Source organism: Allobacillus salarius, from assembly GCF_007559425.1.
Lineage (GTDB): Bacteria > Bacillota > Bacilli > Bacillales > Alkalibacillaceae > Allobacillus > Allobacillus salarius.
The window spans coordinates 1-17,332 of record NZ_VMHE01000026.1 but is presented as its reverse complement, the minus strand read 5'-3'; the positions used below and the strand labels follow the sequence as shown (position 1 = coordinate 17,332).

Below are 17,332 nucleotides of genomic sequence, written 5' to 3'. Positions count from 1 at the left end.
AAAGGGTTCTGGCTAGGTTCATTTTGAATCTGACAGAGTAATTTAATCTACTAGCTAAACACATTCCTTACTTGTAACTTTTAGTACGTTTAGAAACTACTCTAGATGAACAACTCTAGACGAACACCGAGAATAATTCAGTTAAAAATGTGAAATGAGAGACCAAAAAATTTCCATCAATTTATAAACTAAATAAATGAAACCTTTAAACAAATCCAGAGAGGTTTGCAAGGTTGCTCGAAGATTACGTGTTTATCTATGGACACGTATACCTCTTTGCGACCTTCGCAAAGAGGTTTTTTTATTATTACCAGAGGAGGCAAGTCACAAATGAACCACTTTTTTTCGATCGACCAGTTATCCCAGTCTGAGATTATGATGCTTTTAAAACTGGCCAAAAAATATAAATCTTATAGTCCAAACGTAGACAAGAAAATTTTTGGTGCCAATTTATTTTTCGAGCCAAGTACACGAACGAAAATGAGCTTTATCGTCGCACAGAGAAAATTAGGAATTGACGTATTAGATTTCAATGAATCCGTATCGAGTACAAAAAAAGGTGAAAGTTTATACGATACAGCCAGAACATTTGAAGCCATTGGCGCTAACTTTCTAGTTATTAGACATCAATCGGATCGTTGGATGGATGAGCTAAAGGATATCTCGATTCCTATTATTAACGCAGGTGCAGGTAAATCTGAACACCCTACGCAGTGTTTATTGGATTTACTAACTATATATGATTCCTTTGAACAATTTAAAGACTTAAAAATTTCTATAGTCGGTGACATCAAACATAGCCGTGTCGCCCATTCAAACATCAAAGCATTACAAAAGTTAGGAGCTGATGTCTATGTTAGCGCACCGCCAGGTTTAGAAGACGACAAGTTAAAAACACCAAATATTACTGTTGATCAAGCGGTAGAGTTAAGCGACGTCGTTATGCTATTGCGCGTACAATCTGAACGTCATATTGGCAAAAACGAAACAAAAACAGACTATCTAGAAAAGTACGGTTTAACAAAATTAAGAGAGAAACGAATGAAAAAGAATGCAATTATTCTTCACCCTGCACCGATAAACCGAGGTATAGAAATAGATTCAACCCTCGTAGAATGTGATCGTTCTCGAATCTTTAACCAAATGGAGAATGGTGTGTATGTAAGAATGGCTCTGATGATGAAACTATTACAAGATTGGGGAGTGTTAAAGCATGAAAACGTTATTGAAGAACGTAACGCTATACTCTAATGCGAACGAGTTAGAAACGAATGACGTATTAATTACCGATAAAAAAATTACCAAAATCAGCAATAGAGACATTGATAGTGAGAATATCGACAACATTATTTATTGCAATGGGAAATTGTTAGTACCAGGATTTATCGATGTACATATCCACTTACGCGAACCAGGTGGTGAGGAAAAAGAAACGATCAAAACGGGAACAAGCGCTGCCGCCCGAGGAGGTTTCACTACGGTTTGTGCAATGCCAAATACAAACCCAGTTCCAGACTCACTAGAAAAAATGAATCAACTTCATGAACGAATAAAGAAAGACGCTTTGATCAGAGTCTTGCCTTATGCCGCAATAACGGAAGGATTACAAGGCGAAACGATCGTCAATATGGAGGAACTATCGAATGCTAGTTGTTTCGCCTTCACAGATGATGGGGTAGGCATTCAATCCGCAGATATGATGTATCGTGCGATGAAGCAAGCAGTAGCCGTTAACAAACCAATTGTAGCTCACTGTGAAGAAAATTCTCTTGTATACGATGGAGTAATCCATGAAGGAGAAGTCAGCAAGAGATTAAATCTTCCTGGTATTCCTTCGTTGAGTGAATCAGTCCAAATTGCACGTGATGTCCTACTAGCTGAAGCAACAGGCTGTCATTATCATGTCTGTCATGTCAGTACAAAAGAGTCTGTGAGAGTCATTCGGGATGCAAAAAAGGCCGGTATCCATGTCACTGCTGAAGTATCTCCGCACCATTTAGTTCTTAATGAAAATGACATACAAACAGACAATGCTCAATTTAAGATGAATCCACCACTTAGAAGTAAAGAAGATCAACACGCATTACTTGAAGGATTGCTCGATGGCACGATTGACTTTATTGCAACAGACCATGCACCGCATACAGCATCAGAAAAAGATAAAGGATTTTTAGAAGCTCCATTTGGAATTGTCGGTTTAGAGACAGCTTTTACAATTTTGTACACCTCCCTTGTCGAAACAAAAAAAGTAACCCTGAAGCAATTAATTGATTGGCTAACGATCAAACCTGCAAAAACATTCAACCTACCTTTTGGAAAGTTAGAAGAAGGAAATCTCGCAGACCTTACATTAATCGATTTAGAAAAAACGACTACCATTGATAAAAACAAGTTCTATTCAAAAGGAAAAAACACACCATTTGATCAATATGACGTCCGAGGAATTCCTGTTCTAACTATGTTTGAAGGTGAAGTCGTATATGAGGAGGAAACTAATGAATAAACGTCGACTAGTTTTAGAAGATGGCACTGTAATGGATGGAATTGGATTTGGTTATCAAGGCGAAGTTAATGGCGAGATGATTTTCAATACAGGAATGACCGGCTATGAGCATGTGTTGTCAGATCCCTCGTATTGTGGACAGTTAGTCGTCATGACGAGTCCGAAAATAGGGACAAACGGGATTAATCAGAATGACTGTGTGTCCGCTTATATGAATGGGTTAATTGTTAAAGATTACGGTAACTCTCCGAATCGTTCTCAGGATGCAAAAGACTTGAATTCTTTTTTACTCGATCAACAAATACCCGGACTTGCGAATATTGATACAAGGATGTTAACAAATCATATTCGTAAATTTGGAACATTAAAAGGTTCGATTGTTGATACCGACACCCCCATTGATATGACGATTAAAAAGTTGAAAAATGTAAAAGATTCCACAGATCAAGTTCAAAGAGTATCTACTCAAAAACCATATGTAATCCCAGGCAAAGGGGCTAACATCGTCATCATCGACTTGGGAATGAAACACAGTATTTTAAAAGAATTGACTGTGCGAAATTGCCAAGTAACTGTGGTGCCATATAACTATTCGGCTGATCAAATTTTACAGTTAAAGCCAGATGGCATTTTCATTACAAGCGGTCCTGGAAATCCTAAAGATACTCCAGAAACAATCGAAACGATTCAGTATCTACCGAGGCATATTCCAGTATTCGGCATTGGCTTAGGTCATCAAGTGATGGCTTTGGCACTTGGTGCTGACACTGAGGAAATGTTAAACGGTCACCATGGCAATAACTATCCAGTCAGAGATCTTTTGAAACAAAAATCATATATGACAAGCCAAAATCATCTTTACTCGGTTAGTAGAAACTCTCTACAAAATACCGACTTAGAGATCACGCATATTGGATTAAATGACGATTCAATCGAAGGCCTTCGCCATAAATCCTATTCTTATTTTTCAGTTCAATTTCAACCGGAAGGGAAACCAGGACCTGAAGATATGCACTATTTGTATGATGAATTTTTAAAAACAATACAGCATCATCAAGAAAATGAGGAGGATGTTTATGCCGAAAAATACTGATACTAAAAAAATACTAGTCATTGGATCTGGACCTATTGTCATCGGGCAAGCAGCGGAGTTTGATTATTCCGGAACCCAAGCTTGTGAGTCACTCCGCGAAGAAGGCTATACTGTCATTTTAGCAAATTCAAATCCAGCAACGATTATGACCGATCACACTGTTGCTGATAAAGTTTATATGGAACCATTGACGATTGAGTTTTTAAAGAGAATCATTCAAAAAGAGCAGCCCGATGCTCTCCTCCCGACTCTCGGAGGACAAACAGGATTAAATCTAGCAATTGAACTTGAGCAAGCTGGTATTTTAAAAGAATATGGTGTAACCCTTTTAGGATCCTCTCTAGATGCGATAGAAAAAGCTGAAGATCGAGAGAAATTCCGCTCCTTAATGAGAGAAATAAATGAACCAGTTCCAGATAGTCGAATTGTCACAACAGTTGAAGAAGCTTTAGAGTTTGCGAGTGAAATTGGGTATCCACTTATCGTCCGCCCTGCCTATACATTAGGCGGAACAGGTGGAGGTATGTGTTATGACCAAAAACAATTGAAAGAAATTACTCGCGCAGGCCTTTCTCTTTCACCGATGAATCAATGTCTTATCGAAAAGAATATTGCCGGCTTTAAAGAAATCGAATTTGAAGTTCTCAGAGATAAAAATGATCAAGCAATCGTCGTTTGTGATATGGAAAATGTAGACCCAGTTGGCATCCATACCGGAGACTCAATCGTCGTCGCCCCTTCCCAGACATTGAGTGATCAGGCGTATCAATTATTAAGAAACGCTTCCTTAAAGATAATACGCGCCTTAAAAATTGAGGGTGGATGTAATGTGCAGCTAGCCCTCGATCCAAACAGTTTAACTTACTATATTATCGAAGTGAATCCGCGCGTCAGCAGGTCATCAGCCCTTGCTTCTAAAGCAACCGGTTACCCGATTGCTAAAGTGGCAGCCAAAATAGCGATAGGCTTAACTCTAGATGAAATAATGAACCCAATGACTAATACAACAGGCATGTTTGAACCGACACTCGATTATATCGTTACGAAATTCCCTCGATTCCCATTTGATAAATTTACATCAGGCAATCGCTATCTCGGAACCCAAATGAAGGCCACCGGCGAAATCATGGCCCTTGGACGTTCATTTACAGAATCGCTGTTAAAAGGTATTCGCTCGCTTGATATTGGTGCTGAAGAATTCAGACTAAAACATATCGAAGAGTTATCAGATACATCTATTATTGATAAATTAACACGTGCAGATGACGAACGTATATTTGTTTTAGCTGAAGCTTTACGACGTGGTATGACGGTCGACGCTATTCACCACTGGACAAAGATCAATCATTATTTTCTTCATCAATTGAATAGCATTATCACACTTGAAAAAAAGCTAATTGCAAACAAACTTTCTGAAGAGTTACTGCAAGAAGCAAAAAAAGTCGGATTATCAGATCGACAGATAGCTAGATTATCGAATCAAACAGCAGATGATATTTTCCAACTTAGACGTGAGACAAATCTCTTCCCTGTTTACAAAATGGTCGATACATGTGCAGCAGAGTTTGAGTCAGTTACGCCGTATTTTTACAGCACATATGAGAAAGAAAATGAATCCAATCGATCTACACGAAAAAAAGTTCTCATTCTCGGCTCTGGTCCAATACGTATCGGTCAAGGCATTGAATTTGACTATGCGACCGTCCATTCCGTGTTAGCAGTCAAAGAAATGGGTTACGAAGCGATCATTATGAATAATAACCCTGAGACTTACTCAACTGATTTCACTATCTCAGATAAACTCTATTTCGAACCGTTAACCTTGGAAGATGTGATGAATGTCATTGAACTCGAAAAGCCTGAAGGCGTCATTGTCCAATTTGGCGGCCAGACAGCCATTAATTTAGCAGCTGGATTGAAGCGGCACGGTATAAACATTCTAGGAACAAGCTTGGAATCAATCGATCGTGCGGAAGATCGGGACAAATTTGAACAACTTTTAAATGACTTATACTTATTACGACCTAAAGGAAAAACCGTATTAAGATTGGAAGAAGCATTTAAAGTCGCAAATGAAATCGGATATCCAGTATTAGTACGACCTTCTTACGTCATCGGTGGAAGTCGAATGGAAATCATTCATGGTGACGATGAGCTACAAACCTATTTGGAGAAGTCAGTCGGTTTGGATAGCGAACATCCCATTTTAATTGATAAATATTTAACAGGAATCGAAGTTGAAATTGATGCGATTAGTGATGGTGAAACAACGATTGTTCCAGGAATTATGGAACATATTGAACGGGCAGGCGTCCATTCAGGTGATTCAATTGCTGTGTATCCCCCACAACGCGTAACCGAGCATATTCGCAATACTTGTATGGAAGCGACGAGACGTCTTACTGAAGAACTAAATGTTAAAGGACTAATAAACATTCAATTTATCATTAAAGATAATCACGTCTACGTTCTCGAAGTCAATCCGAGATCCAGTCGAACGATTCCATTTTTAAGTAAAGTAACTGGAGTTACCATGGCTAACTTAGCTACAAAGTGTATCTTAGGTGCAAAATTAGCAGACCTAGGTTTTGAAACAGGCATTTTACCAGAAGGTGATCATGTCGCAACGAAAGTACCTGTCTTCTCATTCGAAAAGCTTCGAAGTGTCGATACGACGTTGGGACCTGAAATGAAATCGACCGGTGAAGCAATCGGTTATGATAGCACATTAGAAAAAGCTCTTTATAAAGGGTTAGTTGCTTCAGGGTTATCGATTCCGACAGAAGGGTCTGTTCTCTTAACAGTAGCAGATCAAGATAAACAAGAAGCACGCGAAATCGCTAAAAGTTTTTTCGAGCTTGGGTTTAAATTATATGCAACAAAAGGAACAGCACGGAATTTACAAGAAATTGGTCTGCCAGTCATACAAGTGGATAAAATTGGTTCGGATAATGATAATGTCTTATCCCTTATCAGGAATCAATCTGTTCAATTTGTAATTAATACATTAACGTCAGGTAGACAGCCAAGATCAGAAGGATTTATGATTCGCCGAGAATCAGTTGAAAATGGAATCGCTTGTCTAACAAATCTTGACACAGCACGTGCTATTTTACGAGTCATTGATTCTAATAGCTTTAGTGCGAGACCAATGATTAATAAAGAGGTTGTTCAACTATGATCAACAAAGTAAATATTATGGTTATTCTTAAAAAGAAATTCATTGCAAAAGATACAATAGAATTCGTTTTAAAAAACGAGTTTATTAGTCACCATGCCAGTCCAGGCCAGTTTCTTCACATACTAATAGACGGATTGACGTTAAGACGACCTGTCTCTATTGCTGACATAGATAAATCTTCGAATGAAGTAACGATTGCGTTCAAAATTGTTGGGACAGGGACGAAGAAGCTTGCCTCTTATGAGCCAGGACAATCAATTGATGTGCTTGGTCCACTCGGTAATGGATTTGACATTAGTAATACACATCCGAAAAAAGTTTTACTAATCGGTGGGGGGATTGGTATTCCCCCTCTATACCATCTAGGAAAAAGACTATCCGAAAATAATGTGAAGATTATTTCTATATTAGGCTATCAAACAAAAGAAAGTGTATTTTATGAAAGAGAATTCCAAGAACTTGGTGATACGTATGTAGTCACTGACGATGGCACTCATGGTTACCAAGGAGTAGTTACTGACGTTCTTACAAAAGTAAGCTCGTTTGATACTTTTTATACGTGTGGACCAACGCCAATGTTAAAAGCAATCAAGGAAAGATTATCAAATTCTGATGGTTATGTTTCATTAGAAGAACGGATGGGGTGCGGAATTGGTGCTTGTCTTGCATGTGTCATACCTACAAGCGATGGAGAAGGCTACAAGAAAATATGTCAGGATGGCCCTGTCTTTCACGCCAAGGAGGTTAATTTATCATGAACTTATCTGTAAATTTACCTGGATTATCAATGAAAAATCCCATTATGCCTGCATCTGGATGTTTTGGATTCGGACGTGAATATAGTTCATTCTTCGATTTAAGTACATTAGGTGCCGTCATTATGAAATCAGCTACTAAAAATGAAAGGTTAGGTAACCCTACGCCTCGTGTAGCAGAAACATCTTCGGGAATGCTTAATGCCATCGGTTTACAAAACCCTGGTGTAGAAAAAATTATAGAGTCAGAAATTCCTTTTCTAGCAGATTATGATACTTGTATTATCGCCAATATTGCGGGTAGTTCGGTTGAAGAATATGAATATGTCGCCGAATCGTTTAATCAAACTGACCATGTAGATGCACTCGAGTTAAACATTTCTTGCCCCAATGTAAAAGAAGGTGGAATTCAATTTGGAACAGATCCATACATGGCGGCTTTTGTCACAGAAACCGTAAAAAAAGTAACAAATCTTCCGGTCTATGTGAAGTTGTCTCCAAATGTCACAGATATTGTAGCGATCGCAAAAGCGGTTGAATCAGCAGGAGCAGATGGACTGTCTATGATCAACACATTAACCGGAATGCAAATGCACCTTCCAAGTCAAAAGCCTTTAATTGCCAATAAAACGGGTGGCTTATCTGGCCCAGCAATAAAACCAATCGCCATTCGAATGATTTATGAAGTGAAACAACAAGTATCCATTCCGATTATTGGAATGGGAGGAATAGCTAACGCCGAGGATGTTTTAGAATTCCTTCTAGCGGGAGCCAATGCTGTTGCTATAGGCACAGCAAATTTTAATAACCCGTTCATTTGTCCAGAAATTATTAATGGGCTACCAAACGTTTTAAATAAGTATGGTTTTCATTCAATTAACGAAGCTGTTGGAAAGGGGATATTTCATGAACCAGCCGATCTATCTAGGTCTTGATTTCCCAACATGGGAAGTAACTGAAAATTTTTTAATGACCCATCAACTGCAAGGCGTGCCCGTTAAAGTAGGCATGGAACTATTTTATCGTGAAGGTCCTTCCATTATTGAAAAACTTAAACAAAATAACCACCCGATTTTTCTAGACTTAAAACTTCACGATATTCCAACCACCGTTAAACGTGCAATGCATAATATCGCTTCACTTGAAGTAGATCTTGTTAATGTTCATGCGCTCGGTGGCAGTCAAATGATTGAATATGCAAAAGAAGGATTGCTATCAACAAATAGTTCTAAACAAACAAAATTAATTGCTGTGACCATACTGACATCAATGGAACAAACGATGATGAATCATGATTTAAACATCCAAGGGGATTTACAAGAACAGATTGGACGGCTGGCCTACCTGTCAAAACGACACGGCGCAGATGGTGTCGTATGTTCTGCGCACGAATCAACATTCATTAAAGAAAAATGCGGAGAAGACTTCCTAACTATAACACCAGGAATTCGATTAGAAAATTCAAGTAAAGACGATCAAAAAAGAATCGCCACACCGAAAGTAGCACGTGAGCAAAAAGCTGATTATCTGGTGATCGGCCGTAGTATCACAAGAGCAAAAAATCCTAAGACGGCATATCAACAAGCAATGAAGGAGTTGAAGACAATATGAACCTAACGGAAGAAATTACAAAAGATTTACTTACAATTAAAGCTGTTCAAATTGATCCACAAAATTATTTCACTTGGACTTCAGGTATTCAGTCACCTATTTACTGTGATAATCGCCTCACCATGTCGCATCCTAATGTTAGAAATAAAATTACGAATGCATTTATAAACATGGTTAATCAGCTTGAGGTGAAACCTGACGTCATTGCTGGGTGTGCTACAGCTGGAATTCCACATGCTGCATGGCTTGCCAATGAATTAAACTTACCCATGATTTACGTTCGTGGATCAGCAAAAGCGCATGGAAAAGGAAATCAAATAGAGGGTAAACTTGAAAAAGATCAAAATGTACTCGTTATTGAAGACTTAATTTCAACAGGAGGCTCAGCTCTAAATACAGTAGATGCGATAAAGGACAGTGAAGCTCATGTTGTTAGTGTTTTCGCGATATTTACATATGGGTTAAATAAAGCTGCTAAGCAGTTCGCTGAGTCGCAAGTACCATTTCAGACAATTACAAGCTTTGATCAGTTAATAGATGCTTTGTTAAGCACGAAAGACATCAACGAATCAGACAAAAATGGCCTTCTAAGGTGGCGAGATTCTTTGTAGATTAATTACTATCAGAATTTCTTTGTTTCATTAAAAAAGGAACACCTAAGATATAGGTGTTCCTTCCTTTTTATTTTACGGTTACTCTTTCAACTCCAACAAAGAAACCAATTCCACGTGCTATACACTCGTTTCTTTCCAGTTTTTCCGTTTCGAATATTTGCCCTTCGCATCATTTCTTCTTGAACTTGTAAATAAATCTCCCTTGGAATGATGGCTTCGTGGTTATTTTCTACATAGTATTGTGGAACGTGACCATTGTTGACAACTCGCTTTTTCGTTAAAAAATCTACGGTATATGTTTTTTGAAGCAATGCATCTCCGATATACTTTTCGTTTTGGAGAATCTTTTTAATCGACTCCGGTCTCCACTTAGACCGTTTAGCTGCGGTAAGTATTTCATCCGCTTCAAGTCCACGTGCTATTTGAACTAAACTTGCTACTTCTAAATATTCCCGGTAAATCCGTTTAACGATTTTCGCTTGTTCTGGGTTAATGACTAGTTTGTTGTTCTCATCTTTGGTATAGCCTAGAAAGCGATTATGGTTCACTTGCACCTCACCTTGCTGGTATCGGTATTGTATTCCTAGTTTTACGTTTTGGCTAAGTGACTGACTTTCTTGTTGTGCTAGGGATGCCATGATGGTGAGCATAATTTCTTCTTTTGCATCCATTGTATTAATGTTTTCTTTTTCAAAAAACACAGGTATTTCTTTATCTTTTAATTGCCTGATGTATTTTAAACAGTCCAGCGTGTTTCTCGCAAATCGACTGATGGATTTTGTGATGATCATGTCGATTTTTCCATTCATGCTATCCTCAATCATCTTATTAAACTGTTCACGCTTTTTGGTATTTGTCCCAGATATTCCATCGTCCGCATAAATGCCTGCCAACTCCCATTCAGGATTGTTCTGAATATAGGTAGTGTAGTGTTCCACTTGAACTTCATAACTAGTTGCTTGTTCTTCGCTATCTGTTGATACACGACAATAAGCTGCCACTTTTAATTTTTTCTTATCCTCTGCATCAACATTTCTCGTTCTTCTCCTAGCTGGGATAACTGTTACGCTTCTTGCTAAGACATTTTAAGTCACCTCTTCTTTAATTAAGCTGTATACATATTCTGCTTGTTTAATTGGATTGTCGTATTTGTTTTCCACTTTTTCGATTGTAAATGCGAATGGTGGTGTAAATGATTCTTCTCTTTTGTTCTATTTAATCGACCTAGCTTCTTCGCTCGTTTAAATCTCTCTTCTTTCAACTGTTCAAATTGGGATTTTGAAATTAATCTAGGGAATATTCCATTCCCTAGATACCTTTCATCTGTTAATATTCTTGTAATTCCTCCATGTGATCGGTTAATACCAGAATCATTTGCTGCATTAGCTAGAGACTTTCCAGACAAGTATGACTGAATTAAAAGCTTTAATTGTTCAAATTCTCTGACATGTATTTCAATTTTCCCGTCTACTATTGCATATCCAAAAGGTGTGTGTGCCATCAGCGTTCAATCCTTTCTCTAAGTGTAATGCCACATTTCAAATGAAATCCTATCTCATAAGTAAAAGTGCCAGGTTCCGACACAATTCAGAATTGTGTCGGCCTGGCACCTTACACTATTGGACAACTCCTATGAGGGAGGTTATTGTTAAATTAAAGCAAGTAGGCGATTTTTTATGACAAGACTTCTGAAAGTTAGTAGTACCGGTCGATGATTAAGGCTGAGCCATTACCTTTGGAAAGTGAGGTATTATAAAAACAGCAATAAGATAAATTTCAATACGAAATTATCTTATTGCTGTTTTTGATTTATATTCCAAACTCTTTTTTAATATAAATTTCTTTATTTAGTGTAACAGTTTATTTACCTTTAACTATTACTTCATCATTTTCAAGTACGATATCTACATGTTTTACGTCTGTATGATCTAAGTAGTAATCTGTGATTTTGTCGCGTACTTCTTGTTCAACAACACGACGTAACGGACGCGCACCCATTTGTTCGTCGTAGCCTTTATCAATTAACCAATCTTTGACATCTTGTGTAACGTCCATTGTGATTCCTTTTTTATCTAATGTTTTTTGAACATCATCTAATAATAAGTTCACGATGTCTTGTAATGCGTCTTTATCTAAATGCTCGAATTTAACGATACCATTGAAACGGTTAAGGAATTCAGGGCGGAAGATTTTTTTCATTTCATCCATAATATCATCAAACTCTTCATTTCCATCGCCAAAGCCAGCATTAGAAGTACAAATAATAATTGTGTTTTTAAAGTTAATGACATTACCTTGACCATCTGTTAAGTGACCATCATCCATAACTTGTAATAATAAAGTTAAGATTTGTGGATTCGCTTTTTCAATTTCATCAAATAAGATAACTGAGTATGGGTTACGTCTAACTTTCTCTGTTAATGTGTTTGAATTATCATCATAACCTACATAACCAGCAGTTGTTCCAATCATTTTAGATACAGCAGTTTGATCACTATATTCACTCATATCTAAGCGAATTAATGCATCTTTATTACCGAATAAATCAATTGCTAACTGCTTCGCAAGTTCTGTTTTACCTACACCTGTAGGACCTACGAAAAGGAAGCTACCAATTGGGCGGTTGCCCTCATCAAATCCAGCACGGTTACGACGAATTGCACGAGAGACAAGATCAACAGCTCTATCTTGACCAATAATTTTATCTTTTAAACGCTTATTAATATTTTTCAATCTTTCGATATCACTTGCATCCATTTGAGATACAGGGATACCAGTTAAACGTTCAATTGAATCAGAAACGTCTTTTACAGTAGCTTTAGTATTATGTGCAACATTGCTGTTTTTTAGTTTATCTTTTAGTTCTTTAATTTCTTTTTGGATTTTGTCAGCTTCTTTATATTCTTCATTACTCACGGCTTTACTTTTATCATCTTGTAATTGTGCAATGCGCTTTTCAATTTCCACTTTATCTATTGCGGGACTTTGTGCTGACAAGTGAGCTGCAGTAATATCTAGTACGTCAATAGCTTTATCTGGCAATAAACGTTGAGGAATATATTGAATGGATAAATCTACACAAGCTTTTAATACATCATCTGGTAGTTCAACATGGTGATGTTCTTCAAATTTTTCACGTATACCCTTTAAAATATTAAAAGTGTCATCAGCACTTGGTTCATTAACAAGTACTTCATTAAAACGACGTGTTAATGCAGCATCTTTTAAAATATTATTCCGATATTCATCTTGTGTAGTTGCACCAATAACTGAAATTTCACCACGACTTAATGCAGGTTTAATAATATCTGATAGCCCTTTGCTACCAGAATCACTGCCAGTTGAACCTGAACCAATAATTTGATGGATTTCGTCAAAGAATAACACAATATTTTTCGCTTCTTTAACAGCTGCAACTAATTTTTGAATATTTTCTTCAAAAGCACCACGATATTGTGTACCAGCTTCTAAGGAAGAAATATCTATTGAGATGATTTCTTTATCTTTAATAGATGATGGTACATTGCCTTTAACTATAGCTTGTGCTAAACCTTCAACAATAGCTGTTTTACCTACACCAGCTTCACCAACTAAAATAGGATTGTTTTTAGTACGTCTACTTAAGACTTCAGCAGTTTCTTGGATTTCTTTATCACGACCAATTACTGGGTCTAATAAACCATCGCGTGCTTCTTGTGTTAAATTACGGCCAATTTGATCTAAATAATTACCTTCATCATTTTGTCTTTGAGAATTAGATTGTTGAAATGCATGCGCGTTTTGCTCAGCAGAATTCCCACCTTGCTGCTGTCGTAATTGTGCTAATTGTTCCGGAGAAACTTCTTTGCCATTGATATAATATCTTTTAGTACCACTATTGACAGATTCTTGCATATCTTGGAATATTCTTCTGAAAATTGAATCAAAATCATTATTGAAATATCCGTTATTCATACATATCACCTCTAAAAAATTTTGAGAGTATAAAATATCTCCTCTAATACTATCCAATAATTTAATAGTCGAGAGCAAAAGTTTTTATAGTCTATTCTTGTTTAAATACAACTTTAATATTGTTATCCTTCTTCTGATCAAATACTTTGTAAGCTATTTCTGTAGGATTAAATACTTCATCTTTAATCATCTCGTAAAGTTTAGGCATTAGATGAATAACAGGAGCCTGTCCTCCCCAGTGATTACCATGAAGGTTACTAAAACCGAATAGTCCACCATTATCTAACTTCCAGTTCGCTGGTGTTTCATTAGAATTGTCACACTGAGATTCCATGTCGTTATTGCAGTAGAAACATTCTCCACACCGAATATTAAAAGGTATTACAACACGATCTCCTTTCTTTAGTTTTTTACATCTTTTCCTATCTCTTCAACAATACCCATCGGTTCATGTCCAATGACAAAACCAGGTTCCATGAATAAATCACCTTGATGATATAAATGTAAATCTGAACCACAAATCCCAGATGCTGTTATCTTTATAATTTCATCAGGTGTTTCAATAATCTTAGCATCTTCAACTTTTTCCATCTTCATCTTCTTATGTCCTTGATAAGTGACTGCTTTCATAAAGTAACACTTCATTCTAAGTATTATTTACAAGCATACTAATATATACCTCTTACCTGGAATTATAAACATAAATCTTTAATCTTCTTTTTTAATTTCTGGATATGCTTTCTCTACACAATGTTCTGAACAATAGTTTTCACAAATATTTTCCATCATAAATCCATCATTAAATAATTCTCTACATTCTGGATTTTCGCAAATTCTAAATCCTAAAGCACATTCAGAATCATGTCTTAAATCACTGATTTTATAATCTAAACCGTCTTGAATTTCTTGTTCACTTGCTCCATATTCTTTAGCAAGTTTTCTAAAAAGATTTTTACTTTCTGTACTTAATTCTTCTACATAGACTTTTCTCATTGTTCCCCACTCCTTAATAAAATTTTTAGTAGTTTTTTGTTATTTCGCCTAATCGTTACCGAAAGGAAAGTTTTTTCCTTTCGATAGCAGACAGACAATACTGCCAGTTATTTTCCTGTCAGCAAAAAGCGTTAGCTTTAGATAAAAAGTTTTAGCAGCAGATCGCCCTTTATCTGCACCCTAAAAGTTTTTACGTTTGTTGATAGGAAAAATGAAACACAGATAGAAACATGATAGTGTCATGTTTCTTGCTGATGTTGAATTGGCATGTATTAATAGCGAACGACTTTGTCGGGAGCGTGTCGCGTGGCGAAAGAAAAACTAACTAAAATAGATCTTTAAGGAAAGTTCTCAACTTTCTTCATTATTTAAATAATCATTAACGACTATTACTTTAAACTCAAAAGTATGTTTCCTTGTTTTCATACAAAAGCGCCCCTTAAGTTGGATATTAAGTCCAACTTAAGGGGTGCACGTCAAAGACAATGGGGAGATTAATTTTAAATTTATGGATGATTTTATCAAGGAACTAAAGTACCAGCAATTCATTGAGCTTAAGAAATATCTAAAAGTTACAGGACTTGATAATTATAACCTTTCAGTAGAAGAAAGGAAGTTACTACTACTAATTAAAGAGGCAGTGGCTATGCTGCGATAGCCTATCCCTAACTTCCTTAATTCAATAATTTTCTCTTTTTGCTCATTAGTCATTATTAGCACTCTCTGTCGTTGAGTGCTAACTCTAATTATTATATACACCACTTTTTAAAATCTGTCAATAGTTTTTTATTTTTTCACTAAAAAAAATCGCTCTATATAAAATGAAAAATATATTATTCATTTTATATAGAAAGTCATCCATTCTGTCAACTCCCCTACTGAAAGTCTATTCTATCAACTCAACCCCAAATTCCAGCACTTCCAACACCAACAACAAAAATGATTCCGCCCGTTTATTCACATAAAATAAACGAAGACGAAACCCTATAAACCTTATTACATCAACGCTTTAACTACACTTATTCATCTACTCTTGACATCAACGCTACCACCTCAACATGAACTGTATGTGGGAAAAGATCAACTGGTTGAACTGTTACTAATTCATAACCAAATGGTGTTAATTCTGTTATATCTGAGGCAAATGATTCTGGGTTACAAGAGACATAAACAATTCTTTTTGGTTGTGCACGACCAATGCGGCGCATAACTTTTCCACCAGCCCCAGAACGAGGTGGATCGACCAACAATAAATCAGGTTGGCCAAACTGCTCTCTTACTTCATCAATACCGTTACGCGCATTATTTGCTAAGAAATACGTATTATGAACATCATTCTCAGTTGCATTACGTTTTGCAGACTCAATTGAGCTCTCAACGATCTCGACTCCTGCTAACGATTTCACTTGCTTCGCAAAAGGTAGAGAAAACGTTCCAACGCCACAAAACAGATCAAACATCGTCTCATCAGCTTGTGGCTTACCGACTTCAAGTGCTAGTTCAACTAATTTTTCTGCTTGTTTTGGATTCGTTTGGAAAAATGTATTCCACCATAAACGATAGCGAAAACCAGCCAGTTCATCGTAAATGTAATCTCTTCCTGCCAAAATAAACGTTTCTTCTGCTTGTATGCTGTCCGCCCATAAAGTGTTCTCTAACCATAATAAACTCTTAACATTTGGATATTTATTTGTGATTCGTTGAACCAGATCATTCACTTGCTCTTTCAATTTACCATCTGGGCTTTCAGTCGCTACAAGTGCAAGCATGATCTCACCTGTCGCAAACGATTGACGAACCATCAAATGACGTAAAAGTCCTTCATGTTCATCTTTTAAATAGCCTGGCAATTCATGTTCTTTTGCCCACTTTGATACTTCTAATGCGGCTTCAACCATATCATTTCCCGCAATTAAACAAGTTTTCATATCGAACACTTTGCGGAAGTTACCTTGTTCATGAAGGCCCATATTCCCTTCTGGAGAAAATGTGAATTCCATCTTATTACGGTAGTTCCAAGGAGTTTCTGCACCAATCGTTTCTTTAACTAAAGCTGCATTAAAGCCTTGTTCCTCTAACTGACGTTTCACATAATTTGTTTTATGATTTAGCTGTCCAAAGTAACTCCAGTGTTGCCAAACACACCCTCCACAAATTTCAAAATGCGGACAAGGTGCTTCTACTCTTTCAGAGTTCGTTTTCAAGAACTCCGTTACATGTGCACGGCTTCTTTTCTTCGTCGGCCGTTCAACTTGAACATGGACTTCCTCACCTGGGAGTGTTAATGGTACATTTAATTTGAGCTTTTTTGGATTTCCTTGTTCATTCTCACGCCAAACAACCGCTTGTCCATTCCCTTTATGATCTAAATGATTAATTGTCGTATCAAAATAACGTTTCGGTTCAGTCATTCTCTTTTCACTTCCTAAACAACTTTAATTTTAATAGGTAATGCCAATATATCATGAAATCAATATGTATTATAGAGATTATAATATAAATACTAAAACATAAGAAAAGCTACTAGACACGTATGTGCTAGTAGCTTCGAATTGCCCGGCAACGTCCTACTCTTGCAGGGGAAAAACCCCAACTACCATCGGCGCTAGAGAGCTTAACTTCTGTGTT

The 17,332-nt window shown here is 36.8% G+C and carries 13 protein-coding genes and 1 pseudogene; 8 read left to right on the top strand and 6 right to left on the bottom strand.

Annotation, left to right across the window (positions count from 1 at the left end; all coding sequences use genetic code 11):
* Positions 1-330: 330 nt before the first annotated feature.
* Genes FPQ13_RS11210 through pyrE form a run of 8 tightly spaced genes read left to right on the top strand, consistent with a single transcriptional unit; the run spans position 331 to position 9,754 of the window.
* Positions 331-1,251, top strand: coding sequence for an aspartate carbamoyltransferase catalytic subunit (locus tag FPQ13_RS11210; RefSeq protein WP_144089421.1), 921 nt, complete (start codon positions 331-333; stop codon positions 1,249-1,251).
* Complete coding sequence (locus tag FPQ13_RS11205; RefSeq protein WP_144089420.1) at positions 1,214-2,503, top strand: dihydroorotase; 1,290 nt, start codon at positions 1,214-1,216, stop codon at positions 2,501-2,503. The genes FPQ13_RS11210 and FPQ13_RS11205 overlap by 38 nt, the downstream gene beginning before the upstream one ends.
* The gene (locus FPQ13_RS11200; protein ID WP_144089419.1) at positions 2,496-3,596 is read left to right on the top strand and encodes a carbamoyl phosphate synthase small subunit; all 1,101 of its coding nucleotides are present in this window, start codon (positions 2,496-2,498) and stop codon (positions 3,594-3,596) included. The genes FPQ13_RS11205 and FPQ13_RS11200 overlap by 8 nt, the downstream gene beginning before the upstream one ends.
* The gene (gene carB, locus FPQ13_RS11195; protein WP_144089418.1) at positions 3,580-6,777 is read left to right on the top strand and encodes a carbamoyl-phosphate synthase large subunit; all 3,198 of its coding nucleotides are present in this window, start codon (positions 3,580-3,582) and stop codon (positions 6,775-6,777) included. The genes FPQ13_RS11200 and carB overlap by 17 nt, the downstream gene beginning before the upstream one ends.
* Entirely contained in the window at positions 6,774-7,535 is a 762-nt protein-coding gene (locus FPQ13_RS11190; RefSeq protein WP_144089417.1) for a dihydroorotate dehydrogenase electron transfer subunit, read from the top strand. Before carB ends, FPQ13_RS11190 begins: the two co-directional genes overlap by 4 nt.
* Positions 7,532-8,467, top strand: coding sequence for a dihydroorotate dehydrogenase (locus FPQ13_RS11185; RefSeq protein ID WP_144089416.1), 936 nt, complete (start codon positions 7,532-7,534; stop codon positions 8,465-8,467). The genes FPQ13_RS11190 and FPQ13_RS11185 overlap by 4 nt, the downstream gene beginning before the upstream one ends.
* Entirely contained in the window at positions 8,439-9,143 is a 705-nt protein-coding gene (pyrF, locus tag FPQ13_RS11180; RefSeq protein ID WP_144089415.1) for an orotidine-5'-phosphate decarboxylase, read from the top strand. The genes FPQ13_RS11185 and pyrF overlap by 29 nt, the downstream gene beginning before the upstream one ends.
* Positions 9,140-9,754: an orotate phosphoribosyltransferase gene (gene pyrE, locus FPQ13_RS11175; protein ID WP_144089414.1), complete on the top strand. Its 615-nt coding sequence runs from the start codon at positions 9,140-9,142 to the stop codon at positions 9,752-9,754. Before pyrF ends, pyrE begins: the two co-directional genes overlap by 4 nt.
* An 89-nt stretch (positions 9,755-9,843) precedes the next feature.
* Here pyrE and FPQ13_RS11170 read toward each other — a convergent pair whose 3' ends face one another.
* From FPQ13_RS11170 to rlmD, 6 genes and pseudogenes are all read right to left on the bottom strand, one after another.
* Positions 9,844-10,758, bottom strand: coding sequence for a recombinase family protein (locus tag FPQ13_RS11170; protein ID WP_425456867.1), 915 nt, complete (start codon positions 10,756-10,758; stop codon positions 9,844-9,846).
* A gap of 104 nt (positions 10,759-10,862) precedes the next feature.
* Entirely contained in the window at positions 10,863-11,258 is a 396-nt protein-coding gene (locus FPQ13_RS11165) for a recombinase (RefSeq protein WP_144089413.1), read from the bottom strand.
* Between the two features lie 359 nt (positions 11,259-11,617).
* Positions 11,618-13,711 carry an AAA family ATPase gene (locus FPQ13_RS11160; protein ID WP_144089412.1) on the bottom strand — a complete coding sequence of 698 codons (2,094 nt, stop codon included), beginning with the start codon at positions 13,709-13,711 and terminating at the stop codon, positions 11,618-11,620.
* Between the two features lie 208 nt (positions 13,712-13,919).
* A pseudogene (locus FPQ13_RS11155) lies at positions 13,920-14,341 on the bottom strand (alcohol dehydrogenase catalytic domain-containing protein); the annotation flags it as partial.
* A gap of 78 nt (positions 14,342-14,419) precedes the next feature.
* A complete protein-coding gene (locus tag FPQ13_RS11150; RefSeq protein ID WP_144089411.1) occupies positions 14,420-14,704 on the bottom strand; it encodes a hypothetical protein in 285 nt (94 codons plus the stop codon).
* A gap of 1,019 nt (positions 14,705-15,723) precedes the next feature.
* A complete protein-coding gene (gene rlmD, locus FPQ13_RS11145) occupies positions 15,724-17,115 on the bottom strand; it encodes a 23S rRNA (uracil(1939)-C(5))-methyltransferase RlmD (RefSeq protein WP_144089410.1) in 1,392 nt (463 codons plus the stop codon).
* Positions 17,116-17,332: the final 217 nt, after the last annotated feature.

Excerpts from the sequence above, each read along its gene's own strand:
- FPQ13_RS11210 (WP_144089421.1), top strand. The coding sequence starts at position 331 with ATGAACCACTTTTTTTCGATCGACCAGTTATCCCAGTCTGAGATTATG.
- FPQ13_RS11205 (WP_144089420.1), top strand. The coding sequence starts at position 1,214 with ATGAAAACGTTATTGAAGAACGTAACGCTATACTCTAATGCGAACGAG.
- FPQ13_RS11200 (WP_144089419.1), top strand. The coding sequence starts at position 2,496 with ATGAATAAACGTCGACTAGTTTTAGAAGATGGCACTGTAATGGATGGA.
- carB (WP_144089418.1), top strand. The coding sequence starts at position 3,580 with ATGCCGAAAAATACTGATACTAAAAAAATACTAGTCATTGGATCTGGA.
- FPQ13_RS11190 (WP_144089417.1), top strand. The coding sequence starts at position 6,774 with ATGATCAACAAAGTAAATATTATGGTTATTCTTAAAAAGAAATTCATT.
- FPQ13_RS11185 (WP_144089416.1), top strand. The coding sequence starts at position 7,532 with ATGAACTTATCTGTAAATTTACCTGGATTATCAATGAAAAATCCCATT.
- pyrF (WP_144089415.1), top strand. The coding sequence starts at position 8,439 with ATGAACCAGCCGATCTATCTAGGTCTTGATTTCCCAACATGGGAAGTA.
- pyrE (WP_144089414.1), top strand. The coding sequence starts at position 9,140 with ATGAACCTAACGGAAGAAATTACAAAAGATTTACTTACAATTAAAGCT.
- FPQ13_RS11165 (WP_144089413.1), bottom strand. The coding sequence starts at position 11,258 with ATGGCACACACACCTTTTGGATATGCAATAGTAGACGGGAAAATTGAA.
- FPQ13_RS11160 (WP_144089412.1), bottom strand. The coding sequence starts at position 13,711 with ATGAATAACGGATATTTCAATAATGATTTTGATTCAATTTTCAGAAGA.
- FPQ13_RS11150 (WP_144089411.1), bottom strand. The coding sequence starts at position 14,704 with ATGAGAAAAGTCTATGTAGAAGAATTAAGTACAGAAAGTAAAAATCTT.
- rlmD (WP_144089410.1), bottom strand. The coding sequence starts at position 17,115 with ATGACTGAACCGAAACGTTATTTTGATACGACAATTAATCATTTAGAT.